At 68.0% G+C, this 21,413-nt stretch carries 15 protein-coding genes; 13 read left to right on the plus strand and 2 right to left on the minus strand.

All coding sequences use genetic code 11. From position 1 onward, the window contains the following. Positions 1–107: 107 nt before the first annotated feature. From rplK to IEJ02_RS35585, 13 genes are all read left to right on the plus strand, one after another. Positions 108–542: a 50S ribosomal protein L11 gene (rplK, locus tag IEJ02_RS35525; RefSeq protein WP_020869305.1), complete on the plus strand. Its 435-nt coding sequence runs from the start codon at positions 108–110 to the stop codon at positions 540–542. Between the two features lie 94 nt (positions 543–636). Next, a complete protein-coding gene (rplA, locus tag IEJ02_RS35530) occupies positions 637–1,356 on the plus strand; it encodes a 50S ribosomal protein L1 (protein WP_137979056.1) in 720 nt (239 codons plus the stop codon). A 151-nt stretch (positions 1,357–1,507) separates the two neighbouring features. Beyond that, the gene (locus IEJ02_RS35535) at positions 1,508–2,398 is read left to right on the plus strand and encodes an SCO4651 family lipoprotein (protein ID WP_498067117.1); all 891 of its coding nucleotides are present in this window, start codon (positions 1,508–1,510) and stop codon (positions 2,396–2,398) included. Between the two features lie 275 nt (positions 2,399–2,673). Next, positions 2,674–3,237: a 50S ribosomal protein L10 gene (gene rplJ, locus IEJ02_RS35540; protein ID WP_137979058.1), complete on the plus strand. Its 564-nt coding sequence runs from the start codon at positions 2,674–2,676 to the stop codon at positions 3,235–3,237. Positions 3,238–3,321: 84 nt separating this feature from the next. After that, complete coding sequence (rplL, locus tag IEJ02_RS35545) at positions 3,322–3,711, plus strand: 50S ribosomal protein L7/L12 (protein WP_030835056.1); 390 nt, start codon at positions 3,322–3,324, stop codon at positions 3,709–3,711. Between the two features lie 608 nt (positions 3,712–4,319). Continuing rightward, on the plus strand, positions 4,320–7,802 hold the full coding sequence (rpoB, locus tag IEJ02_RS35550; protein ID WP_137979059.1) for a DNA-directed RNA polymerase subunit beta: 3,483 nt from the start codon (positions 4,320–4,322) through the stop codon (positions 7,800–7,802). A 98-nt stretch (positions 7,803–7,900) separates the two neighbouring features. Next, the gene (locus IEJ02_RS35555) at positions 7,901–11,800 is read left to right on the plus strand and encodes a DNA-directed RNA polymerase subunit beta' (RefSeq protein WP_137979060.1); all 3,900 of its coding nucleotides are present in this window, start codon (positions 7,901–7,903) and stop codon (positions 11,798–11,800) included. Between the two features lie 329 nt (positions 11,801–12,129). After that, a complete protein-coding gene (gene rpsL, locus IEJ02_RS35560) occupies positions 12,130–12,501 on the plus strand; it encodes a 30S ribosomal protein S12 (RefSeq protein ID WP_014054153.1) in 372 nt (123 codons plus the stop codon). Positions 12,502–12,503: 2 nt separating this feature from the next. Continuing rightward, positions 12,504–12,974: a 30S ribosomal protein S7 gene (gene rpsG, locus IEJ02_RS35565; protein ID WP_137979061.1), complete on the plus strand. Its 471-nt coding sequence runs from the start codon at positions 12,504–12,506 to the stop codon at positions 12,972–12,974. 38 nt (positions 12,975–13,012) lie between these two features. After that, positions 13,013–15,133, plus strand: coding sequence for an elongation factor G (gene fusA / locus IEJ02_RS35570; protein WP_191068602.1), 2,121 nt, complete (start codon positions 13,013–13,015; stop codon positions 15,131–15,133). 225 nt (positions 15,134–15,358) lie between these two features. Further along, positions 15,359–16,552 carry an elongation factor Tu gene (gene tuf, locus IEJ02_RS35575; RefSeq protein WP_137979063.1) on the plus strand — a complete coding sequence of 398 codons (1,194 nt, stop codon included), beginning with the start codon at positions 15,359–15,361 and terminating at the stop codon, positions 16,550–16,552. 113 nt (positions 16,553–16,665) lie between these two features. After that, the gene (locus IEJ02_RS35580; RefSeq protein WP_191068603.1) at positions 16,666–17,295 is read left to right on the plus strand and encodes a hypothetical protein; all 630 of its coding nucleotides are present in this window, start codon (positions 16,666–16,668) and stop codon (positions 17,293–17,295) included. Continuing rightward, positions 17,288–18,385 (plus strand): SRPBCC family protein, encoded by a 1,098-nt coding sequence (locus IEJ02_RS35585; RefSeq protein ID WP_191068604.1) that lies wholly within the window; start codon positions 17,288–17,290, stop codon positions 18,383–18,385. Before IEJ02_RS35580 ends, IEJ02_RS35585 begins: the two co-directional genes overlap by 8 nt. Positions 18,386–18,792: 407 nt before the next feature. Here IEJ02_RS35585 and IEJ02_RS35590 read toward each other — a convergent pair whose 3' ends face one another. Together IEJ02_RS35590 and IEJ02_RS35595 are read right to left on the minus strand one after the other, a co-directional pair. Further along, entirely contained in the window at positions 18,793–20,946 is a 2,154-nt protein-coding gene (locus tag IEJ02_RS35590; protein ID WP_191068605.1) for a PIG-L family deacetylase, read from the minus strand. 102 nt (positions 20,947–21,048) lie between these two features. Then, positions 21,049–21,408 carry a hypothetical protein gene (locus IEJ02_RS35595; RefSeq protein WP_223865015.1) on the minus strand — a complete coding sequence of 120 codons (360 nt, stop codon included), beginning with the start codon at positions 21,406–21,408 and terminating at the stop codon, positions 21,049–21,051. Positions 21,409–21,413 lie beyond the last annotated feature (5 nt).

A 21,413-nucleotide genomic window follows, 5' to 3' on the forward strand; every position in this document is an offset into this window, starting at 1 on the left:
CTCGGTTTTAAGGCGCACAGCTATACCCGTTATCGTTGTGCGGTATGCCTCCATCCGGATGATCCGGTTCGGAGGCGAACAACCTCTCACTAGGACCCGGAGAGAGCATGCCTCCCAAGAAGAAGAAGGTCACGGGGCTGATCAAGCTCCAGATCCAGGCCGGTGCCGCGAACCCGGCCCCGCCGGTCGGCCCCGCGCTGGGTCAGCACGGCGTCAACATCATGGAGTTCTGCAAGGCCTACAACGCCGCGACCGAGTCGCAGCGCGGCATGGTCGTGCCGGTGGAGATCACGGTCTACGAGGACCGCTCCTTCACCTTCGTGACCAAGACTCCGCCGGCCGCCAAGCTGATCCTCAAGGCCGCGGGCGTGGAGAAGGGCTCCGGCGAGCCGCACAAGACCAAGGTCGCCAAGATCACCCGCGACCAGGTGCGTGAGATCGCCACCACCAAGATGCCCGACCTGAACGCCAACGACCTGGACGCCGCCGAGAAGATCATCGCCGGCACCGCCCGCTCCATGGGCATCACGGTCGAGGGCTGACACCTCCGCGCGAGGGCCCACCGCCCCCGCGGCCACCTGTGGCAGGGCCAAGCGCTGGCCCGGACCACGAACTCCACAGACATCAGGAGCAAGAGTGAGCAAGCGCAGCAAGACCCTCCGCGCTGCGGACGCCAAGATCGACCGGGAGCGCGCCTACGCCCCGCTCGAGGCCGTCCGTCTGGCGAAGGACACCTCCACCACCAAGTTCGACGCGACCGTCGAGGTCGCCATGCGCCTGGGCGTCGACCCGCGCAAGGCCGACCAGATGGTCCGCGGCACCGTGAACCTGCCGCACGGCACCGGTAAGACCGCCCGGGTCCTGGTCTTCGCGACCGGTGACCGTGCTGCGGCCGCGGAGGCCGCCGGCGCCGACATCGTCGGCTCCGACGAGCTCATCGACGAGGTGTCCAAGGGTCGCCTGGACTTCGACGCCGTCGTCGCCACCCCGGACCTCATGGGCAAGGTCGGCCGCCTCGGCCGGGTGCTCGGTCCGCGTGGTCTGATGCCGAACCCGAAGACCGGCACCGTCACCCCCGACGTGGCCAAGGCCGTCACGGACATCAAGGGCGGCAAGATCGAGTTCCGCGTCGACAAGCACTCCAACCTGCACTTCATCATCGGCAAGCTCTCGTTCGACGAGACGAAGCTGGTGGAGAACTACGCCGCGGCGCTCGAGGAGATCACCCGTCTCAAGCCGTCCGCCGCGAAGGGCCGCTACATCAAGAAGGCGACCCTGACCACCACGATGGGCCCCGGCATCCCGCTGGACGCCAACCGCACCCGCAACCTGCTGGTCGAGGAAGACGCCATCTGAGGCAGCCCCTGATCAGCGCACCATGGTGTGCAACCGCCGGGCCCCCGCACCGCGTCGAAGGTGCGGGGGCCCGGCTTCTTCCGTTGTCGGACGCCTCCGCTAGAGTCACTCTGCACAAGACGTAAAAGAGAAATAAAAACTAGGGGGAGCCGTGCGCGGTACTCATGTCGGTACGCGATGGGCGATAGCCGCTGGAAGTCTCGTTCTGATGGTCGGCCTCACCGCGTGCGGGAGCGAGAAGTCCGGCGATGACAAGGCCGGCGACAAGACGGGCGGCGACAAGTCCGGGCAGTCCGGGATGAGCCCGCTGGCGGCACTCAAGCTCGCCTCGCAGCAGACGGACAAGAAGAACTCGGCCAAGGTCGAGGGCACCACCAAGATGGGCGAGCAGAACTCGCAGATGTCCGGCGACATGGACTGGGCCAACGGCATCCGGGCCAACATGTCCATCACCCAGAACGGTGGCGCCATCGCCTCCTCCCCGGTCGCGGGCAAGCCGATGGACGCCAAGTACACGCCCGACGCGATGTTCCTGAACATGGGCGACGAGTTCGCCGCGCAGGCGGGCGGCGGCAAGCACTGGGTGAAGTACGACTACGACGCGCTGGCCCAGAAGGCGGGCCCCTCGGGCGCCTTCCTGAAGGACCAGATGCAGAACAACAACCCGTCGCGCTCGGTGGAGCTGCTGCTCGCCACGGGCAAGGTCAAGAGCGTGGGCAGCGAGGACGTGAAGGGCGTCAAGGCCACCCACTACACGGGCACGGTCAAGGTCTCCGAGATCGCCAAGATGCAGTCCAAGGAGCTCAGCCAGTCGGACCTGGACGCCCTGCAGAAGCAGCTGGAGTCCTCCGGTATGGACACCGAGACCATCGACCTGTGGGTGGACGACGAGAACCTGCTGGTCAAGAAGCGTGAGCAGGCGCAGAGCAACAGCGGCGCCTACGACTCCACGGTCTACTACTCGGACTACGGCACCAGCGTGACGGTCACCGAGCCGTCCTCCTCGGACACCGTGGACTTCCAGGACATGCTCCAGCAGTAGAGCCGATTTGCCTGGCCGAGGCCCGTTCGCGTAATCTCCTACAGAAGCCAAAGACCGCTGGTTGTCGCCGTGTCCCGCAAGGGATCCGGTGGCTGAAGGATCCGCTAGCTGCGGGCGACCTGCGTAGGTGACTGAGGTAGCACTCCCGAACGGGCCGCTGGTCCGTACCGGTCGAGTTACGCCCCGAGCGCCTGCGCCGGGGCGTTTTCGCGTTGTCTCAGTCTCCTTCCTTCAGGCCGAAGCGGTCCTCATCACCCGGAAGGAGGCCGAGGCTCATGGCGAGTCCTGACAAGGTCGCAGCCGTCGACGAGATGCGGGAGAAGTTCCGCAACGCGAACGCGGCCGTTGTGACCGCGTACACCGGTCTCACCGTTGCGCAGCTGAAGGAGCTGCGCCGTTCGCTCGGTGAGAACGCTCAGTACCGTGTGGTGAAGAACACGCTGACCAAGATCGCGGCCAACGAGGCCGGGATCAACCAGCTCGACGACCTGTTCTCGGGTTCGTCGGCCGTCGCCTTCGTGACCGGTGACCCGGTCGAGGCGGCGAAGGGTCTCCGTGACTTCGCCAAGGAGAACCCCGCTCTCGTCATCAAGGGCGGTGTCCTTGACGGTAAGGCGCTGTCCGCCGACGAGATCAAGAAGCTCGCGGACCTCGAGTCCCGTGAGGTGCTGCTCGCCAAGCTGGCGGGTGCGATGAAGGCCAAGCAGTCCCAGGCTGCCGCGCTCTTCCAGGCCCCGCTGTCGAAGTTCGTCCGGACCGCCGAGGCGCTCCGGCAGAAGCAGGCCGAGCAGGGCGGTGCCGACACCCCGGCTCCCGCCGAGGCCGAGGCCGCCGAGTAGTCAGGCCCCGGTCGCAGCGGGCCCGGAAGCCCGCCGACATGTACATCCGGCACCACCTGCCGAATTAGTGGAAGGACCGCCATCATGGCGAAGCTCAGCCAGGAAGACCTGCTCGCGCAGTTCGAGGAGATGACCCTCATCGAGCTCTCCGAGTTCGTGAAGGCGTTCGAGGAGAAGTTCGACGTCACCGCCGCCGCCCCGGCCGCCGTGGTCGCCGCCGCCCCGGGTGCCCCGGGCGCCGCTGCCCCGGCCGAGGAGGAGAAGGACGAGTTCGACGTCATCCTCACCGGCGCCGGCGACAAGAAGATCCAGGTCATCAAGGTCGTGCGCGAGCTGACCTCCCTGGGTCTGAAGGAGGCCAAGGACCTCGTCGACGGCACCCCGAAGCCGGTCCTCGAGAAGGTCAACAAGGAGCAGGCCGACAAGGCCGCCGAGTCCCTCAAGGGCGCCGGCGCCTCCGTCGAGGTCAAGTGACCCCTCGAGGTCGGATGACCTCGCGGCCCGCCGTCACACGCCGGTAGGACGTCCGGCGGCGCGGCCCGGTTCCATGCCAGGGGCGATCACCCGTTCGGGTGGTCGCCCTTCGGCGTTCCCGTGACGGTTACATTGCCTTATGGGCTTGTGGAGGTAGGGTGATCTTCGTTGCCCGTCGCCACGCCCTGTGACGATCTCGCCGGAGTGGGGGGCCTTGACGAACGGCACGCAGCGCGCAATTCTCAGGACGCGACGTCACACCGATCCGAAAGTCCGAGGCATGGATCGTCGGCGAAGCGGGCAGTATCGATATGCGCATCGACAGCGCGGGCTGCCGACAGGGCGTGAGAAGACAACGAGGGGCACGCCCCCTCACCGGAGGGAGAGATTGGCACTGCCGGTCTCAGAAACTCGGCGCTGGACATCAGTGTGCCAAGTGGCTACACTGACCCTTTGCGCTGCCTGTTAGCTGCTCCCTGCCCGTCACCAGGGGCATACCTACCTTCGAGCACTACCGATGAAGACTCCCTGACCAGGGATTTCATCCATGGGCTCTCGGTGGGACCGGTACGCGCGTAGTGAGTCCGAGCCCTCGGAAGGACCCCCTCTTGGCCGCCTCGCGCAACGCCTCGACTGCCAATACGAACAATGGCGCCAGCACCGCCCCGCTGCGCATCTCCTTTGCGAAGATCAAGGAGCCCCTCGAGGTTCCGAACCTCCTCGCGCTGCAGACCGAGAGCTTCGATTGGCTGCTCGGCAATGCGGCGTGGAAGGCTCGCGTCGAGGCTGCGCTGGACAGCGGTCAGGACGTCCCCACCAAGTCCGGTCTGGAAGAGATCTTCGAGGAGATCTCCCCGATCGAGGACTTCTCCGGGTCGATGTCCCTGACCTTCCGTGATCACCGTTTCGAGCCGCCGAAGAACTCGATCGACGAGTGCAAGGAGCGTGACTTCACCTACGCCGCTCCGCTCTTCGTCACGGCCGAGTTCACCAACAATGAGACCGGTGAGATCAAGTCCCAGACGGTCTTCATGGGCGACTTCCCGCTCATGACCGACAAGGGCACCTTCTGCATCAATGGCACCGAGCGTGTCGTCGTCTCGCAGCTGGTCCGCTCGCCGGGTGTCTACTTCGACTCCTCCATCGACAAGACGTCCGACAAGGACATCTTCTCGGTCAAGGTCATCCCCTCCCGTGGTGCCTGGCTGGAGATGGAGATCGACAAGCGCGACATGGTCGGTGTCCGCATCGACCGCAAGCGCAAGCAGTCCGTCACCGTCCTCCTGAAGGCGCTCGGCTGGACCACCGAGCAGATCCTCGAGGAGTTCGGCGAGTACGAGTCCATGCGCGCCACCCTGGAGAAGGACCACACCCAGGGCCAGGACGACGCGCTGCTCGACATCTACCGCAAGCTGCGCCCGGGCGAGCCCCCCACGCGGGAGGCCGCGCAGACGCTGCTGGAGAACCTCTACTTCAACCCGAAGCGCTACGACCTGGCGAAGGTCGGCCGCTACAAGGTCAACAAGAAGCTGGGCGCGGCCGCCCCGCTGGACGCGGGCGTCCTGACGGTCGAGGACATCATCGCCTCGATCAAGTACCTGGTGAAGCTGCACGCCGGTGAGACCGAGACCGTCGGGGACAACGGCCAGTCCGTGGTCGTCGAGACCGACGACATCGACCACTTCGGCAACCGCCGCATCCGTAACGTCGGCGAGCTGATCCAGAACCAGGTCCGCACCGGTCTGGCGCGTATGGAGCGCGTCGTCCGCGAGCGCATGACCACGCAGGACGTCGAGGCGATCACGCCGCAGACCCTGATCAACATCCGGCCGGTCGTCGCCTCCATCAAGGAGTTCTTCGGCACCAGCCAGCTGTCGCAGTTCATGGACCAGACGAACCCGCTGTCGGGTCTGACCCACAAGCGCCGGCTGAACGCGCTCGGCCCCGGTGGTCTCTCCCGTGAGCGGGCGGGCTTCGAGGTCCGTGACGTGCACCCCTCGCACTACGGCCGCATGTGCCCGATCGAGACGCCCGAAGGCCCGAACATCGGTCTGATCGGCTCGCTCGCCTCGTACGGCCGGGTCAACGCGTTCGGTTTCATCGAGACCCCGTACCGCAAGGTGGTCGACGGTGTCGTCACCGACGAGGTGCACTACCTGACGGCCGACGAGGAGGACCGCTTCGTCATCGCGCAGGCCAACGCGCCGCTGACGAACGATCTCCACTTCGCCGAGAACCGCGTCCTGGTCCGCCGCCGTGGCGGTGAGGTCGACTACATCCCCGGTGACGACGTCGACTACATGGACGTCTCGCCGCGCCAGATGGTGTCGGTCGCGACCGCGATGATCCCGTTCCTGGAGCACGACGACGCCAACCGCGCGCTCATGGGCTCGAACATGATGCGCCAGGCCGTGCCGCTGATCAAGGCGGAGTCCCCGCTGGTCGGCACCGGCATGGAGTACCGCTGCGCGGTCGACGCCGGCGACGTCATCAAGGCCGAGAAGGACGGTGTCGTCCAGGAGGTCTCCGCCGACTACGTGACGGTCGCCAACGACGACGGCACGTACACCACCTACCGGGTGGCCAAGTTCTCCCGCTCCAACCAGGGCACCTCCTTCAACCAGAAGGTCGTCGTGGACGAGGGCGCCCGGGTGGTCGCCGGCCAGGTGCTGGCCGACGGTCCGTCCACCGAGGACGGCGAGATGGCGCTCGGCAAGAACCTCCTGGTGGCGTTCATGCCGTGGGAGGGCCACAACTACGAGGACGCGATCATCCTCAGCCAGCGTCTGGTGCAGGACGACGTCCTCTCCTCGATCCACATCGAGGAGCACGAGGTCGACGCCCGGGACACCAAGCTGGGCCCCGAGGAGATCACCCGGGACATCCCGAACGTCTCCGAGGAGGTCCTGGCCGACCTCGACGAGCGCGGCATCATCCGCATCGGCGCCGAGGTCATCGCCGGGGACATCCTGGTCGGCAAGGTCACCCCGAAGGGTGAGACCGAGCTGACCCCGGAGGAGCGCCTGCTGCGCGCGATCTTCGGTGAGAAGGCCCGTGAGGTCCGTGACACCTCGCTGAAGGTGCCGCACGGTGAGACCGGCAAGGTCATCGGCGTGCGCGTCTTCGACCGCGAGGAGGGCGACGAGCTGCCGCCGGGCGTGAACCAGCTGGTCCGCGTCTACGTGGCGCAGAAGCGCAAGATCACCGACGGTGACAAGCTCGCCGGCCGCCACGGCAACAAGGGTGTCATCTCCAAGATCCTGCCGGTCGAGGACATGCCGTTCCTGGAGGACGGCACCCCGGTCGACATCATCCTCAACCCGCTGGGTGTCCCGTCCCGAATGAACCCGGGGCAGGTCCTGGAGATCCACCTCGGCTGGCTGGCCTCGCGCGGCTGGAAGGTCGAGGGCTCCGAGGAGTGGATGGAGCGGCTGCGGGCGATCGGTGCCGACGAGGTCCAGCCCGGTACCAACGTCGCGACCCCGGTCTTCGACGGCGCCCGCGAGGACGAGCTGGCCGGCCTGTTCGAGCACACCGTGCCGAACCGGGACGGCGACCGCCTGGTCCAGCCCTCCGGCAAGGCCCGGCTGTTCGACGGCCGCTCCGGCGAGCCGTTCCCGGACCCGATCTCGGTCGGCTACATGTACATCCTCAAGCTGCACCACCTGGTGGACGACAAGCTGCACGCCCGGTCCACCGGTCCGTACTCGATGATCACCCAGCAGCCGCTGGGTGGTAAGGCTCAGTTCGGTGGCCAGCGCTTCGGCGAGATGGAGGTGTGGGCGCTGGAGGCTTACGGCGCCGCGTACGCCCTCCAGGAGCTGCTGACCATCAAGTCCGACGACGTGACCGGCCGCGTGAAGGTCTACGAGGCCATCGTCAAGGGCGAGAACATTCCCGAGCCCGGCATCCCCGAGTCCTTCAAGGTGCTCATCAAGGAGATGCAGTCCCTGTGCCTCAACGTGGAGGTGCTGTCGTCCGACGGCATGTCCATCGAGATGCGCGACACCGACGAGGACGTCTTCCGCGCTGCGGAGGAGCTCGGTATCGACCTGTCCCGGCGCGAGCCGAGCAGCGTCGAAGAGGTCTGACGGGTCTGGCCGGGGTACTCGCCACCGAGCGCCCCGGCCTCTCCCCGGACCCCCAGTCAGACCCGAAGACACGACCCTGAAAGAGGGATTGACGACAAGTGCTCGACGTCAACTTCTTCGACGAGCTGCGGATCGGCCTCGCCACCGCTGATGACATCCGTCAGTGGTCCCACGGTGAGGTCAAGAAGCCGGAAACCATCAACTACCGCACCCTCAAGCCCGAAAAGGACGGACTCTTCTGCGAGAAGATCTTCGGTCCGACCCGGGACTGGGAGTGCTACTGCGGGAAGTACAAGCGCGTCCGCTTCAAGGGCATCATCTGTGAGCGCTGCGGTGTCGAGGTCACCCGCGCCAAGGTGCGCCGTGAGCGGATGGGCCACATCGAGCTTGCCGCTCCCGTCACCCACATCTGGTACTTCAAGGGTGTGCCCAGCCGTCTGGGCTACCTGCTCGACCTCGCCCCGAAGGACCTCGAGAAGGTCATCTACTTCGCCGCCTACATGATCACGTGGGTGGACGAGGAGCGCCGCACGCGCGACCTGCCCTCGCTGGAGGCCCATGTCTCCGTCGAGCGCCAGCAGATCGAGCAGCGTCGCGACGCGGACCTCGAGGCCCGTGCCAAGAAGCTGGAGGCGGACCTCGCCGAGCTCGAGGCCGAGGGCGCCAAGGCCGATGTGCGCCGCAAGGTGCGCGAGGGCGCCGAGCGCGAGATGAAGCAGCTGCGCGACCGCGCCCAGCGCGAGATTGACCGTCTCGACGAGGTGTGGAACCGCTTCAAGAACCTCAAGGTCCAGGACCTGGAGGGCGATGAGCTGCTCTACCGCGAGCTGCGTGACCGCTTCGGCACGTACTTCATGGGCGGCATGGGCGCCGCGGCGCTGCAGAAGCGCCTGGAGTCCTTCGACCTCGACGAGGAGGCCGAGAAGCTCCGCGAGATCATCCGGACCGGCAAGGGCCAGAAGAAGACCCGTGCGCTCAAGCGCCTCAAGGTCGTCTCCGCCTTCCTGCAGACCCGCAACAGCCCCAACGGCATGGTGCTGGACTGCATCCCGGTGATCCCGCCGGACCTGCGTCCGATGGTGCAGCTGGACGGTGGCCGCTTCGCGACCTCCGACCTGAACGACCTGTACCGCCGTGTGATCAACCGGAACAACCGGCTGAAGAGGCTCCTGGACCTCGGCGCCCCGGAGATCATCGTCAACAACGAGAAGCGCATGCTTCAGGAGGCTGTTGACGCCCTCTTCGACAACGGCCGCCGCGGCCGCCCGGTCACCGGCCCCGGTAACCGTCCGCTGAAGTCCCTCAGCGACATGCTGAAGGGTAAGCAGGGCCGGTTCCGTCAGAACCTGCTCGGTAAGCGCGTCGACTACTCGGCCCGTTCGGTCATCGTCGTCGGCCCGCAGCTCAAGCTGCACCAGTGCGGTCTGCCCAAGGCCATGGCGCTGGAGCTCTTCAAGCCGTTCGTGATGAAGCGCCTGGTGGACCTGAACCACGCGCAGAACATCAAGTCGGCCAAGCGCATGGTCGAGCGCGGCCGCACGGTCGTGTACGACGTGCTCGAAGAGGTCATCGCCGAGCACCCGGTGCTGCTGAACCGTGCGCCCACCCTGCACCGCCTCGGTATCCAGGCGTTCGAGCCGCAGCTGGTCGAGGGCAAGGCCATTCAGATTCACCCGCTCGTCTGCACCGCGTTCAACGCGGACTTCGACGGTGACCAGATGGCCGTGCACCTGCCGCTGTCCGCGGAGGCGCAGGCCGAGGCCCGCATCCTGATGCTGTCCTCGAACAACATCCTCAAGCCGGCCGACGGCCGTCCGGTGACCATGCCGACCCAGGACATGGTGCTGGGCCTGTTCTTCCTCACCACCGACGAGGAGGAGCGCGAGGTCAAGGGCGAGGGCCGGTCCTTCGGCTCGGTCGCCGAGGCGATCATGGCGTTCGACGCCCGGGAGCTCTCGCTCCAGGCGAAGATCGACATCCGCTTCCCCGTGGGCACCGTCCCGCCCCGTGGCTGGACCCCGCCGGTGGCCGAAGAGGGCGAGCCTGCCTGGCAGCCCGGTGACAGCTTCCGGCTGCGCACCACGCTGGGCCGCGCGCTCTTCAACGAGCTGCTGCCCGAGGACTACCCGTTCGTCGACTACTCGGTGGGCAAGAAGCAGCTCTCCGAGATCGTCAACGACCTCGCCGAGCGCTACCCCAAGGTCATCGTCGCGGCGACGCTGGACAACCTGAAGGCGGCCGGTTTCCACTGGGCCACCCGCTCCGGTGTCACCGTCGCCATCTCCGACGTGGTCGTGCCCGAGGCCAAGAAGGCCATCATCGAGGGCTACGAGGCGCAGGACGAGAAGGTCCAGAAGCAGTACGAGCGCGGTCTGATCACCAAGGACGAGCGCACCCAGGAGCTGATCGCGATCTGGACCAAGGCGACCAACGAGGTCGCCGAGGCGATGAACGCGAACTTCCCGAAGACCAACCCGATCTTCATGATGGTCAACTCGGGCGCGCGCGGAAACATGATGCAGATGCGTCAGATCGCCGGTATGCGTGGTCTGGTGTCCAACGCGAAGAACGAGACCATCCCGCGGCCCATCAAGGCGTCGTTCCGTGAGGGTCTCTCCGTGCTGGAGTACTTCATCTCCACCCACGGTGCCCGTAAGGGTCTCGCCGACACCGCCCTGCGTACCGCCGACTCGGGTTACCTGACCCGTCGTCTGGTGGACGTCTCGCAGGACGTGATCATTCGCGAGGAGGACTGCGGCACCGACCGCGGCCTCAAGCTGGCGATCGCGACCACGGGCGCGGACGGCGTGCTGCGCAAGACGGAGGACGTCGAGACCAGCGTGTACGCGCGCTGCCTCGCCGAGGACATCGTCGTGGACGGGAAGGTCCTGGCCCCGGCCGGCACCGACCTGGGCGATGTGCTCATCGACGAGCTGGTCCGCCACGGCGTGGAGACGGTCAAGACCCGCTCGGTGCTCACCTGCGAGTCCGCCGTCGGCACCTGCGCCATGTGCTACGGCCGCTCGCTGGCGACCGGCAAGCTGGTGGACATCGGCGAGGCGGTCGGCATCATCGCCGCCCAGTCCATCGGTGAGCCCGGCACCCAGCTGACGATGCGTACCTTCCACACCGGTGGTGTGGCCGGTGACGACATCACCCAGGGTCTGCCGCGTGTCGTCGAGCTCTTCGAGGCCCGTACGCCCAAGGGTGTCGCCCCGATCTCGGAGGCGGCAGGCCGCGTCCGGATCGAGGAGACCGAGAAGACCAAGAAGCTCGTCGTCACCCCGGACGACGGCTCCGACGAGACGTCCTACGGCGTCTCCAAGCGAGCCCGTCTGCTGGTGGGCGAGGGCGACCACGTCGAGGTCGGCCAGCCGCTGACCGTGGGTGCCGTCAACCCGCACGACGTGCTGCGCATCCTCGGCCAGCGCGCCGTCCAGGTGCACCTGGTGGGCGAGGTCCAGAAGGTCTACAACTCGCAGGGTGTGTCGATCCACGACAAGCACATCGAGATCATCATCCGGCAGATGCTGCGCCGTGTGACGATCATCGAGTCCGGCGACGCGGAGCTGCTGCCGGGCGAGCTCGTGGAGCGCTCGCGCTTCGAGGGTGAGAACCGTCGTGTGGTCCAGGAAGGCGGCCACCCGGCCTCCGGCCGTCCGCAGCTGATGGGTATCACCAAGGCCTCGCTGGCGACCGAGTCCTGGCTGTCGGCGGCGTCCTTCCAGGAGACGACCCGGGTGCTCACCGACGCGGCGATCAACGCCAAGTCGGACTCCCTGATCGGCCTCAAGGAGAACGTGATCATCGGTAAGCTCATCCCGGCCGGTACGGGCCTGTCCCGCTACCGCAACATCCGGGTCGAGCCGACCGAGGAGGCGAAGGCCGCGATGTACTCGGCCGTCGGCTACGACGACATCGACTACTCGCCCTTCGGCACGGGCTCCGGCCAGGCGGTTCCGCTGGAGGACTACGACTACGGTCCGTACAACCAGTAGGTCCGCGGAGGCTGCTCAACGTTCACAGGGCGGTCACCCCATGGCGGGGGTGGCCGCCCTGCGGCTATGCTCCGGGTTGGTGTGTCCAGCGCGTGTGCATTTGTTTTGACCGGAGCCGATGCTATAGGTACGCTCTGACCTTGTGCCTGGGGTGTCCCTGGGCTCCTGTGCGCGCTTCCAGACCGCTCGGGGGCCCGAGGTGTCGACACCAACAATCTGCACTCTCTGACTTTCGCAGAGGGCTGCGGTGCGCGACACACCCGACCGCGTGGGTCGGAGAAACTCCAGGTTAGCTTTACCGAGACTGGCACACAGAAACCGGAGAAACGGTGCCTACGATCCAGCAGCTGGTCCGCAAGGGCCGCCAGGACAAGGTCGAGAAGAACAAGACCCCCGCCCTCGCGGGGTCGCCGCAGCGCCGTGGCACATGCACCCGCGTGTTCACCACGACGCCGAAGAAGCCGAACTCGGCGCTCCGCAAGGTCGCGCGTGTCCGGCTGAGCAGTGGGATCGAGGTCACCGCCTATGTCCCGGGTGAGGGGCACAACCTGCAGGAGCACTCCATCGTGCTCGTGCGCGGCGGTCGTGTGAAGGACCTGCCGGGTGTTCGTTACAAGATCATCCGCGGCTCCCTCGACACGCAGGGCGTCAAGAACCGCAAGCAGGCTCGCAGCCGCTACGGCGCCAAGAAGGAGAAGTAAGAATGCCTCGTAAGGGCCCCGCCCCGAAGCGCCCGGTCATCATCGACCCGGTCTACAACTCTCCTCTGGTGACCTCCCTCATCAACAAGGTGCTGCTGAACGGCAAGCGCTCCACCGCCGAGCGCATCGTCTACGGCGCGATGGAAGGTCTGCGGGACAAGACCGGCAACGACCCGGTCATCACCCTCAAGCGCGCGCTGGAGAACGTGAAGCCGACCCTCGAGGTCCGCTCCCGTCGTGTCGGTGGCGCCACCTACCAGGTGCCGGTCGAGGTCCGCCCCGGCCGCTCCTCCACCCTCGCCCTGCGTTGGCTCGTGGGCTACTCGCGCGCGCGTCGTGAGAAGACCATGACCGAGCGGCTCATGAACGAGCTGCTGGACGCCAGCAATGGTCTGGGCGCCTCCGTCAAGCGGCGTGAGGACACCCACAAGATGGCCGAGTCCAACAAGGCCTTCGCGCACTACCGCTGGTAGTCGCTACCCCATCGAGAACCGAGAGAAGACTGAGCCATATGGCCACCACTTCACTTGACCTGGCCAAGGTCCGCAATATCGGGATCATGGCCCACATCGACGCGGGCAAGACGACCACCACCGAGCGGATCCTGTTCTACACCGGCGTGAGCTACAAGATCGGTGAAGTCCACGACGGCGCTGCCACCATGGACTGGATGGAGCAGGAGCAGGAGCGCGGCATCACGATCACGTCGGCCGCGACGACCTGTCACTGGCCGCTTGAGAACGTCGATCACACCATCAACATCATCGACACCCCGGGCCACGTCGACTTCACCGTCGAGGTGGAGCGTTCGCTGCGCGTCCTCGACGGTGCCGTGACCGTGTTCGATGGCGTCGCCGGTGTGGAGCCGCAGTCCGAGACGGTGTGGCGTCAGGCGGACCGCTATGGCGTTCCGCGTATCTGCTTCGTCAACAAGCTCGACCGCACCGGTGCCGAGTTCCACCGCTGCGTCGACATGATCACGGACCGCCTGGGCGCGACTCCGCTGGTCATGCAGCTCCCGATCGGCACCGAGGCCGACTTCAAGGGCGTGGTCGACCTCGTCCAGATGAAGGCGCTGGTCTGGTCCGCCGAGGCGACCAAGGGCGAGATGTACGACACCGTCGACATCCCGGACACCCACAAGGAAGCCGCCGAGGAGTGGCGCGGCAAGCTGCTCGAGGCCGTCGCCGAGAACGACGAGGAGATGATGGAGCTGTACCTGGAGGGCGAGGAGCCCTCCGTGGAGCAGCTGTACGCGGCGATCCGCCGCATCACCATCGCCTCCGGCAAGGGCGGCGGCACCACCGTCACCCCCGTGTTCTGCGGCACCGCGTTCAAGAACAAGGGTGTGCAGCCGCTGCTCGACGCGGTCGTCCGCTACCTGCCGTCGCCGATCGACATCGAGGCGATCGAGGGCCACTCGGTCAGCGACCCCGACGAGGTCATCAAGCGCAAGCCGTCCGAGGACGAGCCGCTGTCGGTCCTGGCGTTCAAGATCGCGAGCGACCCGCACCTGGGCAAGCTCACCTTCATCCGGGTCTACTCGGGCCGCCTCGAGTCCGGCTCGCAGGTCCTGAACTCGGTGAAGGGCAAGAAGGAGCGCATCGGCAAGATCTACCGGATGCACGCGAACAAGCGTGAGGAGATCGACTCGGTGGGTGCCGGCGACATCGTCGCCGTCATGGGTCTGAAGCAGACCACCACCGGTGAGACCCTCTGCGACGCGTCGAACCCGGTGATCCTGGAGTCGATGGACTTCCCGGCCCCGGTCATCGAGGTGGCCATCGAGCCGAAGTCCAAGGGCGACCAGGAGAAGCTGGCCGTCGCGATCCAGCGGCTCGCCGAGGAGGACCCGTCCTTCCGCGTCAAGACCGACGAGGAGACCGGCCAGACCATCATCGCCGGTATGGGTGAGCTCCACCTCGACGTGCTGGTCGACCGGATGAAGCGCGAGTTCAAGGTCGAGGCCAACGTCGGCAAGCCGCAGGTGGCCTACCGCGAGACGCTGCGCAAGCCGGTCGAGCGGTACGACTACACGCACAAGAAGCAGACTGGTGGTTCCGGCCAGTTCGCGAAGGTGCAGATCGCGCTGGAGCCGCTCGAGGGTGACGGCTACGAGTTCGAGAACAAGGTCACCGGTGGCCGCATCCCGCGGGAGTACATCCCGTCGGTGGACGCGGGCTGCCAGGAGGCCATGGAGTTCGGCGTGCTCGCGGGCTACCCGCTGACCGGTGTGAAGGTCACCCTGATCGACGGTGGCTACCACGAGGTCGACTCGTCCGAGATGGCGTTCAAGATCGCCGGTTCGATGGCCTTCAAGGAGGCCGCCCGCAAGGCCAGCCCGGCCCTGCTCGAGCCGATGATGAAGGTCGAGGTCACTACGCCCGAGGACTACATGGGTGACGTGATCGGCGACATCAACTCCCGTCGCGGGCAGATCCAGTCCATGGAGGACCGGAGCGGCGCCAAGCTGGTCACCGGCCTGGTTCCGCTGTCGGAGATGTTCGGCTACGTGGGCGACCTGCGCAGCAAGACGTCCGGCCGCGCCAGCTACTCCATGCAGTTCGACTCCTACGCCGAGGTTCCGCGGAACGTCGCCGAGGAGATCATCGCGAAGGCCAAGGGCGAGTAAGGCGGGTTCATCCGCATTTCTCACCCTTTAGGCTGGAAGCACAAGGCATCGGGGCATTCCGTCGTGGAGGGCGTTCACCGCGTTCCACGACGGGCCCCGGCCGCCGGCCCCCATACGAATACGGCGAAGGGCATCCCCCTCGGGGTCCTGGCCGGTTCGGTAAGACCACCTGAACCCATCCGCAAAGCGTGGATGCGTACAGAACCACTCCACAGGAGGACCCCAGTGGCGAAGGCGAAGTTCGAGCGGACTAAGCCGCACGTCAACATCGGCACCATCGGTCACATCGACCACGGTAAGACCACGCTTACCGCTGCGATCACCAAGGTGCTGCACGACGCGTACCCGGACCTGAACGAGGCCTCGGCCTTCGACCAGATCGACAAGGCTCCTGAGGAGCGCCAGCGCGGTATTACCATCTCCATCGCGCACGTCGAGTACCAGACCGAGTCGCGTCACTACGCGCACGTTGACTGCCCCGGTCACGCGGACTACATCAAGAACATGATCACCGGTGCGGCGCAGATGGACGGCGCCATCCTCGTGGTCGCCGCCACCGACGGCCCGATGCCGCAGACCAAGGAGCACGTGCTCCTGGCCCGCCAGGTCGGTGTGCCGTACATCGTTGTCGCCCTGAACAAGGCCGACATGGTGGACGACGAGGAGATCCTGGAGCTCGTCGAGCTCGAGGTCCGCGAGCTGCTCTCCGAGTACGAGTTCCCGGGCGACGAGGTTCCGGTCGTCAAGGTCTCGGCGCTCAAGGCGCTCGAGGGCGACGCCGAGTGGGGCCAGTCCGTCCTCGACCTGATGAAGGCCGTCGACGAGTCGATCCCGCAGCCGGAGCGCGACGTCGACAAGCCGTTCCTGATGCCGATCGAGGACGTCTTCACCATCACCGGTCGCGGTACGGTCGTCACCGGCCGTATCGAGCGCGGTGTGCTGAAGGTCAACGAGAACGTCGACATCATCGGCATCAAGCAGGAGAAGACCTCGACCACCGTCACCGGTATCGAGATGTTCCGCAAGCTGCTCGACGAGGGCCAGGCCGGTGAGAACGTCGGTCTGCTGCTCCGCGGCATCAAGCGCGAGGACGTCGAGCGCGGCCAGGTCATCATCAAGCCGGGCTCGGTCACCCCGCACACCGAGTTCGAGGCCCAGGCGTACATCCTGTCCAAGGACGAGGGTGGCCGCCACACGCCGTTCTTCAACAACTACCGTCCGCAGTTCTACTTCCGTACCACGGACGTGACGGGCGTTGTGACCCTCCCCGAGGGCACCGAGATGGTCATGCCGGGCGACAACACCGAGATGTCGGTCCAGCTGATCCAGCCGGTCGCCATGGAGGAGGGCCTGAAGTTCGCCATCCGTGAGGGTGGCCGGACCGTCGGCGCCGGCCAGGTCACCAAGATCGTCAAGTGACCTGACGCTCCCCGGAGCAAAGAGCCCCATCCGCCTCTGGCGGGTGGGGCTCTTTCGTATGTGGGTACCCGGCCGTCCACATCGAAGCCGCGTTCGACTTCGGGAGCGAACAGATGATGACCAATGGCAAGATCGCGGTCGCGGTCGTGGGGGGTTACCTCCTCGGGCGTACGAAGAAGGCGAAACTCGCCGTCGGGCTGGGCATGTTGCTGGCCGGCAAGAAGATCGCGCTGGATCCGCAGCAGCTGAAGAAGTCCCTCGCCGAGGCGCCGCTGCTGAGCGGCCTCAACTCGGAAGTGCGCAAGGAGCTTGCCGACGCCACGCGGCAGGCCGCGACCAAGGCCGTCTCCGACCGGGTGAGCGGCCTCGCCGACTCGCTGCACGAGCGCACGGCGCTGCTGCGTGGCGAAGGCGGGGGCGGGGACGAGGGCGAGAACGAGGGCCAGGGGGCCGAAGCGGAGGACGAGCGGGACCGGGGCGAGGGCGAGGAGCCCGCCGAGGAGCCTGCCGAAGGGCGGCCGGAGGGCGAGGCGGAGCCCGAGCCGAAGCGGAAACCGAAGCCGCCGAGGCCCCCGCGCAAGGCGGCGGCCAAGGCCCCGGCCCGCCCGGCGAAGAAGACCGCCGCGTCCGGTTCCGGCACGGCGAAGAAGGCCGCGGCCAAGAAGACCACGGCGAAGAAGACGACAGCGAAGAAGGCCGCGGCGAAGAAGACCGACAGGACCGCGGGGGGCCGCAATGGCTGACACGCTCGGCAAGCTCAAGGACGACATCGTCAAGAATCCGGCCACCGACCGCCTGAAGGACGAGCTGCGCGACTATGTCCAGGCACGGGCGACCCATGCGATCTCCGGCCTCGGCTCGGGCCTCGCCAAGGGCGCGCAGTCCCTCTCCGAGGGCAAGTCCCCGGGGCAGGCCCTGAGGAAGGCCGGTACGTCCCAGCTGAAGGACTCACTCAAGGACTCACTCAAGGAGTCGCTGAAGGAGAAGGTCAAAGGGGCCTTCGGCAAGGGCGGACGGGGCAGGAGCGGGGGCGGCAAGTCCAAGAGCGTGACGGTCGTCGAGGACATCGACGTCGGGGTGCCGGTCCGCGAGGCGTACGACCAGTGGACCCAGTTCCAGGAGTTCAGCACCTTCGCCAAGGGGGTCGTCAGCGTCGAGAAGGCCGACGACACCAGCAGCAACTGGAAGGTGAAGGTCGCCAAGTCCACCCGCAGCTGGCGGGCGAACGTCACCGAGCAGGTGCCCGACGAGCGGATCAGCTGGACGACGGAGGGTGCGAAGGGCACCGTCAAGGGCGTCGTCACCTTTCACCCGCTCGGGGACAACCTCACCCGGGTGCTGCTGGTTCTCGAGTACTTCCCCAAGGGCCTCTTCGAGAAGACCGGCAACATCTGGCGCGCCCAGGGCCGGCGGGCCCGGCTCGACCTGAAGCTCTACCGGAAGTTCATCATGATGCGCGGCGAGGCCACGGACGGCTGGCGCGGCGAGATCCAGGACGGCGAGGTCGTGCGGGACCACGAGACGGCCGTGGAGGAGGAAGAGCGCGAGCAGGCCGACGAGGTCGGCGCGGCCGAGGAGGCCGAGGAGACCGGGGGAGGCTCCGATGAGCAGCCGGACGAGACGCCCGAGGACGCGTACGAGGAGGAACCCGAAGGCGCCGAGCCCGAGGAGTACGACGAGGGGTACGAGGGCGAGCCGGAGGAGCCCGAAGAGCCGGAGGAGGCCGAAGAGCCGGAGGAGCCCGAGGAACCCGGGGACGCCGAGGCGTATGAGGAGCCCGAAGAGGAGCTCGAGGAGGAACCCGCCCCCCGCACCGCAGCGGCCCGCCGCTGAGCACCCCCGGCGAAAGCCGGACACGACGGGGCCCCACCCAGTGGCAAGACACCGGGTGGGGCCCCGGCCATGCCGCACGGCGGAGGAGCGGTAGCCGCACGGGGATCGCGAAGGCCGCCCGCCGGGTCGGCCGCCGCCCGGAAAGCCGGACGGACCGTGGGATGTCGCCGAGGGGGCTGCGCCGGGACGGGGCCCGGACGGTGTGCACTGGTGATGCTTGCCCCCCGGGGGCGCCCAGCGCGGGCCCGGACCGACCGGGGATGCCGCCGAGCGGGCCGCGCCGGGATGCGGCCTGGACGCCGCCCCGAGGATGCCGTCCCGGGGACGCCGCCTCGGGGTCGCCCACCGGGCGGGGCGGCGGGGCCTGGGCCCCGCCCGGGCCCCCGCCTGGGCGGCGGCCCGGGGGCTTACGCCCGCGATGTGGGGCGGGGGCGCCAGATCCAGGGGGTGGCGTCGGGGGACAGGCCCACCACGCAGACGCCCTGGTGGCCGTCGTCCGCCAGGAGGGCCGGGGCGCCGACCGGGGTCAGGTGGCCGGGGGAGCGCAGCGGTTTGGCGTCCGGGCCGGTGCCGTACTGGACCTGGACCTCACCGCTCAGGTCGCGGCCGACCAGCAGCAGCGTCTTCGCCTCGCGGCGGCCGGACGGTTCCGCCACGGTGTGGGCGGCGATCGCCCCGTAGCCCTCGAAGTGCCGCACCGTGAGGGAGGTTTCGCCGTGGACGGCGGGCACGGTGGCCGTCGGGGTGCGGTAGACCAGCGCGAGCGTGCCGTCGGGCGCCACCGCGGCGCCCAGCGGGTCCCCGCCGGGGCGCGGCAGACCGGACGGCCGGCGCAGGGCGACCGGGCCGCCGGCCCGCTCCTGGGCCCAGTGGTGGACGGTGTCGCGGCCGGGGGCGAGGACGTGGACCAGCCCCTCCGCGTCCAGCAGCGCGGTCAGCCCGTCCTGGATCTCGGTACCGCCGAGCCGCTGCCAGGGACCCCAGCCGCCGTTCGCCTCCCGTACCCGGCTGGCCAGGCCCTTGTCCGCGGTCCGTACGAAGAGGTGCACCCGGCCGTCCGGGGTGGCCACCGCCGCCGGGCAGCCGACCCGGCGGCCGTGCTCGGGGTCGCTCTCGGGGGTGCCGAGCCCGGTCCAGGCGCGGAACGGGCCGTCCGGGCGGCGCTGCTCCAGCACCACGATCTCGCGCAGGTCGCCCGCGCCCTGCCCGGCCAGCGCCGCGAACCGCAGGGCGAACAGCACCTGCCGCCCCGCGCTGTCCCGCACCGCGGCGAGCGCCGGGGCGAGCGGTCCGCCGCCGAGCCCCCGCGGCGCCCCGAACCGCCCGCTGCCGGGCGCCGTCTCGCGCCACCGCACGGCCTGGGTGCCGAGCACGCCGTACGCCACGAGGCGTCCCTGGGCGTCGGTGGTGGGGGCGGGCAGCGAGGTGGGGTAGCGGTAGTGGGTGGAGCGGATCCAGCCCTTGCGGTTCCGCAGCGGGCGCAGCCCGCCCTGGCTGTAGTCGCCGCAGCCGGCCGCGTTGCCGCAGTCCCAGTCCGGCGCACCGCCGTAGGACTTGATCGCCCGGGCCTTCTGGGCGAGCACCGCGGGCGGCAGATTGTGCGGCCAGCGCTGGTTGTAGTAGCCGCGGAACGCGGTGGTGGTGAAGCGCGGGGCGCTCTTGTCGCGCCGCGTGGACGCGGCCACCCACTGGGCGATCGCCTTCCAGGTGAACAGCGCGACCGGCGTGTGGTCGCGGTGGTCCGAGCAGCCCGGCTGATCGTTGTCCTTGGGGTGCAGGAGGTCGTGCACCTGGAAGTCGGGGTCCGGGTCCAGCGTGTGGATCAGCGTGGGCCGATAGCGGTCCATGATCCCGGCGAGCACGTCGACCAGCGTCTGATGGCCGTACGAGCTGGGGTGTGCCACGGGGGAGCCGGTGGCCAGGAGGGTGCGCATCACCGTGCCCGGGGTGCTCCACAGCGCCGGGATCCGTACGCCGCCGTCGGACAGCATGGCGATGTTGAGGAAGATCAGCCGGGCGCTGCGGGCGCCGTTGGCGAGGGTGTTGGTCTCCGCCGTGACCCCGCCGGGCAGCCGCAGCACCGAACGCTGCCAGGGCGCGAACTGGTTCAGCCCCATCATCTGCGCGTACGCCTGCCGCAGCCCCTGGTGGCGGGAGGCGGAGTACGCCGCCTTGTCGGCGCGCGGGATCGGCGTCCCCGCCTGATGGTTGATCCCCCGGGCCTCACCGGCCGTGACGTACACGCAGACCACCGGGGTGCCGGAGCGCAGCACATGCTCGGCGTCCGGGTTCATGAAGTACAGATCGTCGTCGGGGTGCGCCATGATCTGCAGCAGCAGCGCCCGCTTGTCGCCCACCGTCGAGGTGAACGGCTCCGCCGCCCCCGGCTCACTGGCCCGCGTCGGCTCGGCTGCCGCGCCACGCGAACGCCCGGCCCCGCATCCGGCGATCCCGGTGACTCCGGCGATCCCCACGGCTCCCCCGGCGGTGAGCGCCGCCAGCGCGGCGAGCGTCTGCCTGCGGGTGGTCCGCGCCCCCCGCGATGTCCATCGACTGTTCAATTTGGTGGCCCTGTCACTTCGGCAGCGCGTAATCCCCGGCTGCTCCACGTGAAGGGACGATCGGTGATCTTGACAGGTTGTCCGCCGGACGGGAGGTATCGGTCACAGATCGGACACATCGCCGCCACGAGGCCGACGCATAACGCATACCGCCGAGGGCCCACCCCTTCGGCGACGGCAGTCGGCGATCAGCACTCCGAGCACCGCGAGCCAGCAGGCCGCGACCAGCACCGGCAGCAGCATCATGATCGCGCCAGTGGGGGACGCCTTCAGATAGGCGGCGCCGGGGTCGTCGGTGCGGCGGTTCACTGTCCGCTCGCCGCCGTGCCAGGCCAGGTACTCCTCGAGCTCGATCACGGCCTCCTTGCGCGCCAGCAGGTACTGGCGCCCGAAGCGCAGCATCAGCGAGAAGCCCAGCGACACTCCGACGCCGATGACTACCGTGGGCGCGGTCGGCCGCACCAGCG

This window comes from Streptomyces sp. 5-10 (assembly GCF_014712245.1).
GTDB classification, from domain to species: domain Bacteria; phylum Actinomycetota; class Actinomycetes; order Streptomycetales; family Streptomycetaceae; genus Streptomyces; species Streptomyces violaceusniger.

Excerpts from the sequence above, each read along its gene's own strand:
- IEJ02_RS35580 (WP_191068603.1), top strand. The coding sequence starts at position 16,666 with ATGATGACCAATGGCAAGATCGCGGTCGCGGTCGTGGGGGGTTACCTC.
- rplL (WP_030835056.1), top strand. The coding sequence starts at position 3,322 with ATGGCGAAGCTCAGCCAGGAAGACCTGCTCGCGCAGTTCGAGGAGATG.
- rplJ (WP_137979058.1), top strand. The coding sequence starts at position 2,674 with ATGGCGAGTCCTGACAAGGTCGCAGCCGTCGACGAGATGCGGGAGAAG.
- IEJ02_RS35585 (WP_191068604.1), top strand. The coding sequence starts at position 17,288 with ATGGCTGACACGCTCGGCAAGCTCAAGGACGACATCGTCAAGAATCCG.
- fusA (WP_191068602.1), top strand. The coding sequence starts at position 13,013 with ATGGCCACCACTTCACTTGACCTGGCCAAGGTCCGCAATATCGGGATC.
- rpsG (WP_137979061.1), top strand. The coding sequence starts at position 12,504 with ATGCCTCGTAAGGGCCCCGCCCCGAAGCGCCCGGTCATCATCGACCCG.
- rplK (WP_020869305.1), top strand. The coding sequence starts at position 108 with ATGCCTCCCAAGAAGAAGAAGGTCACGGGGCTGATCAAGCTCCAGATC.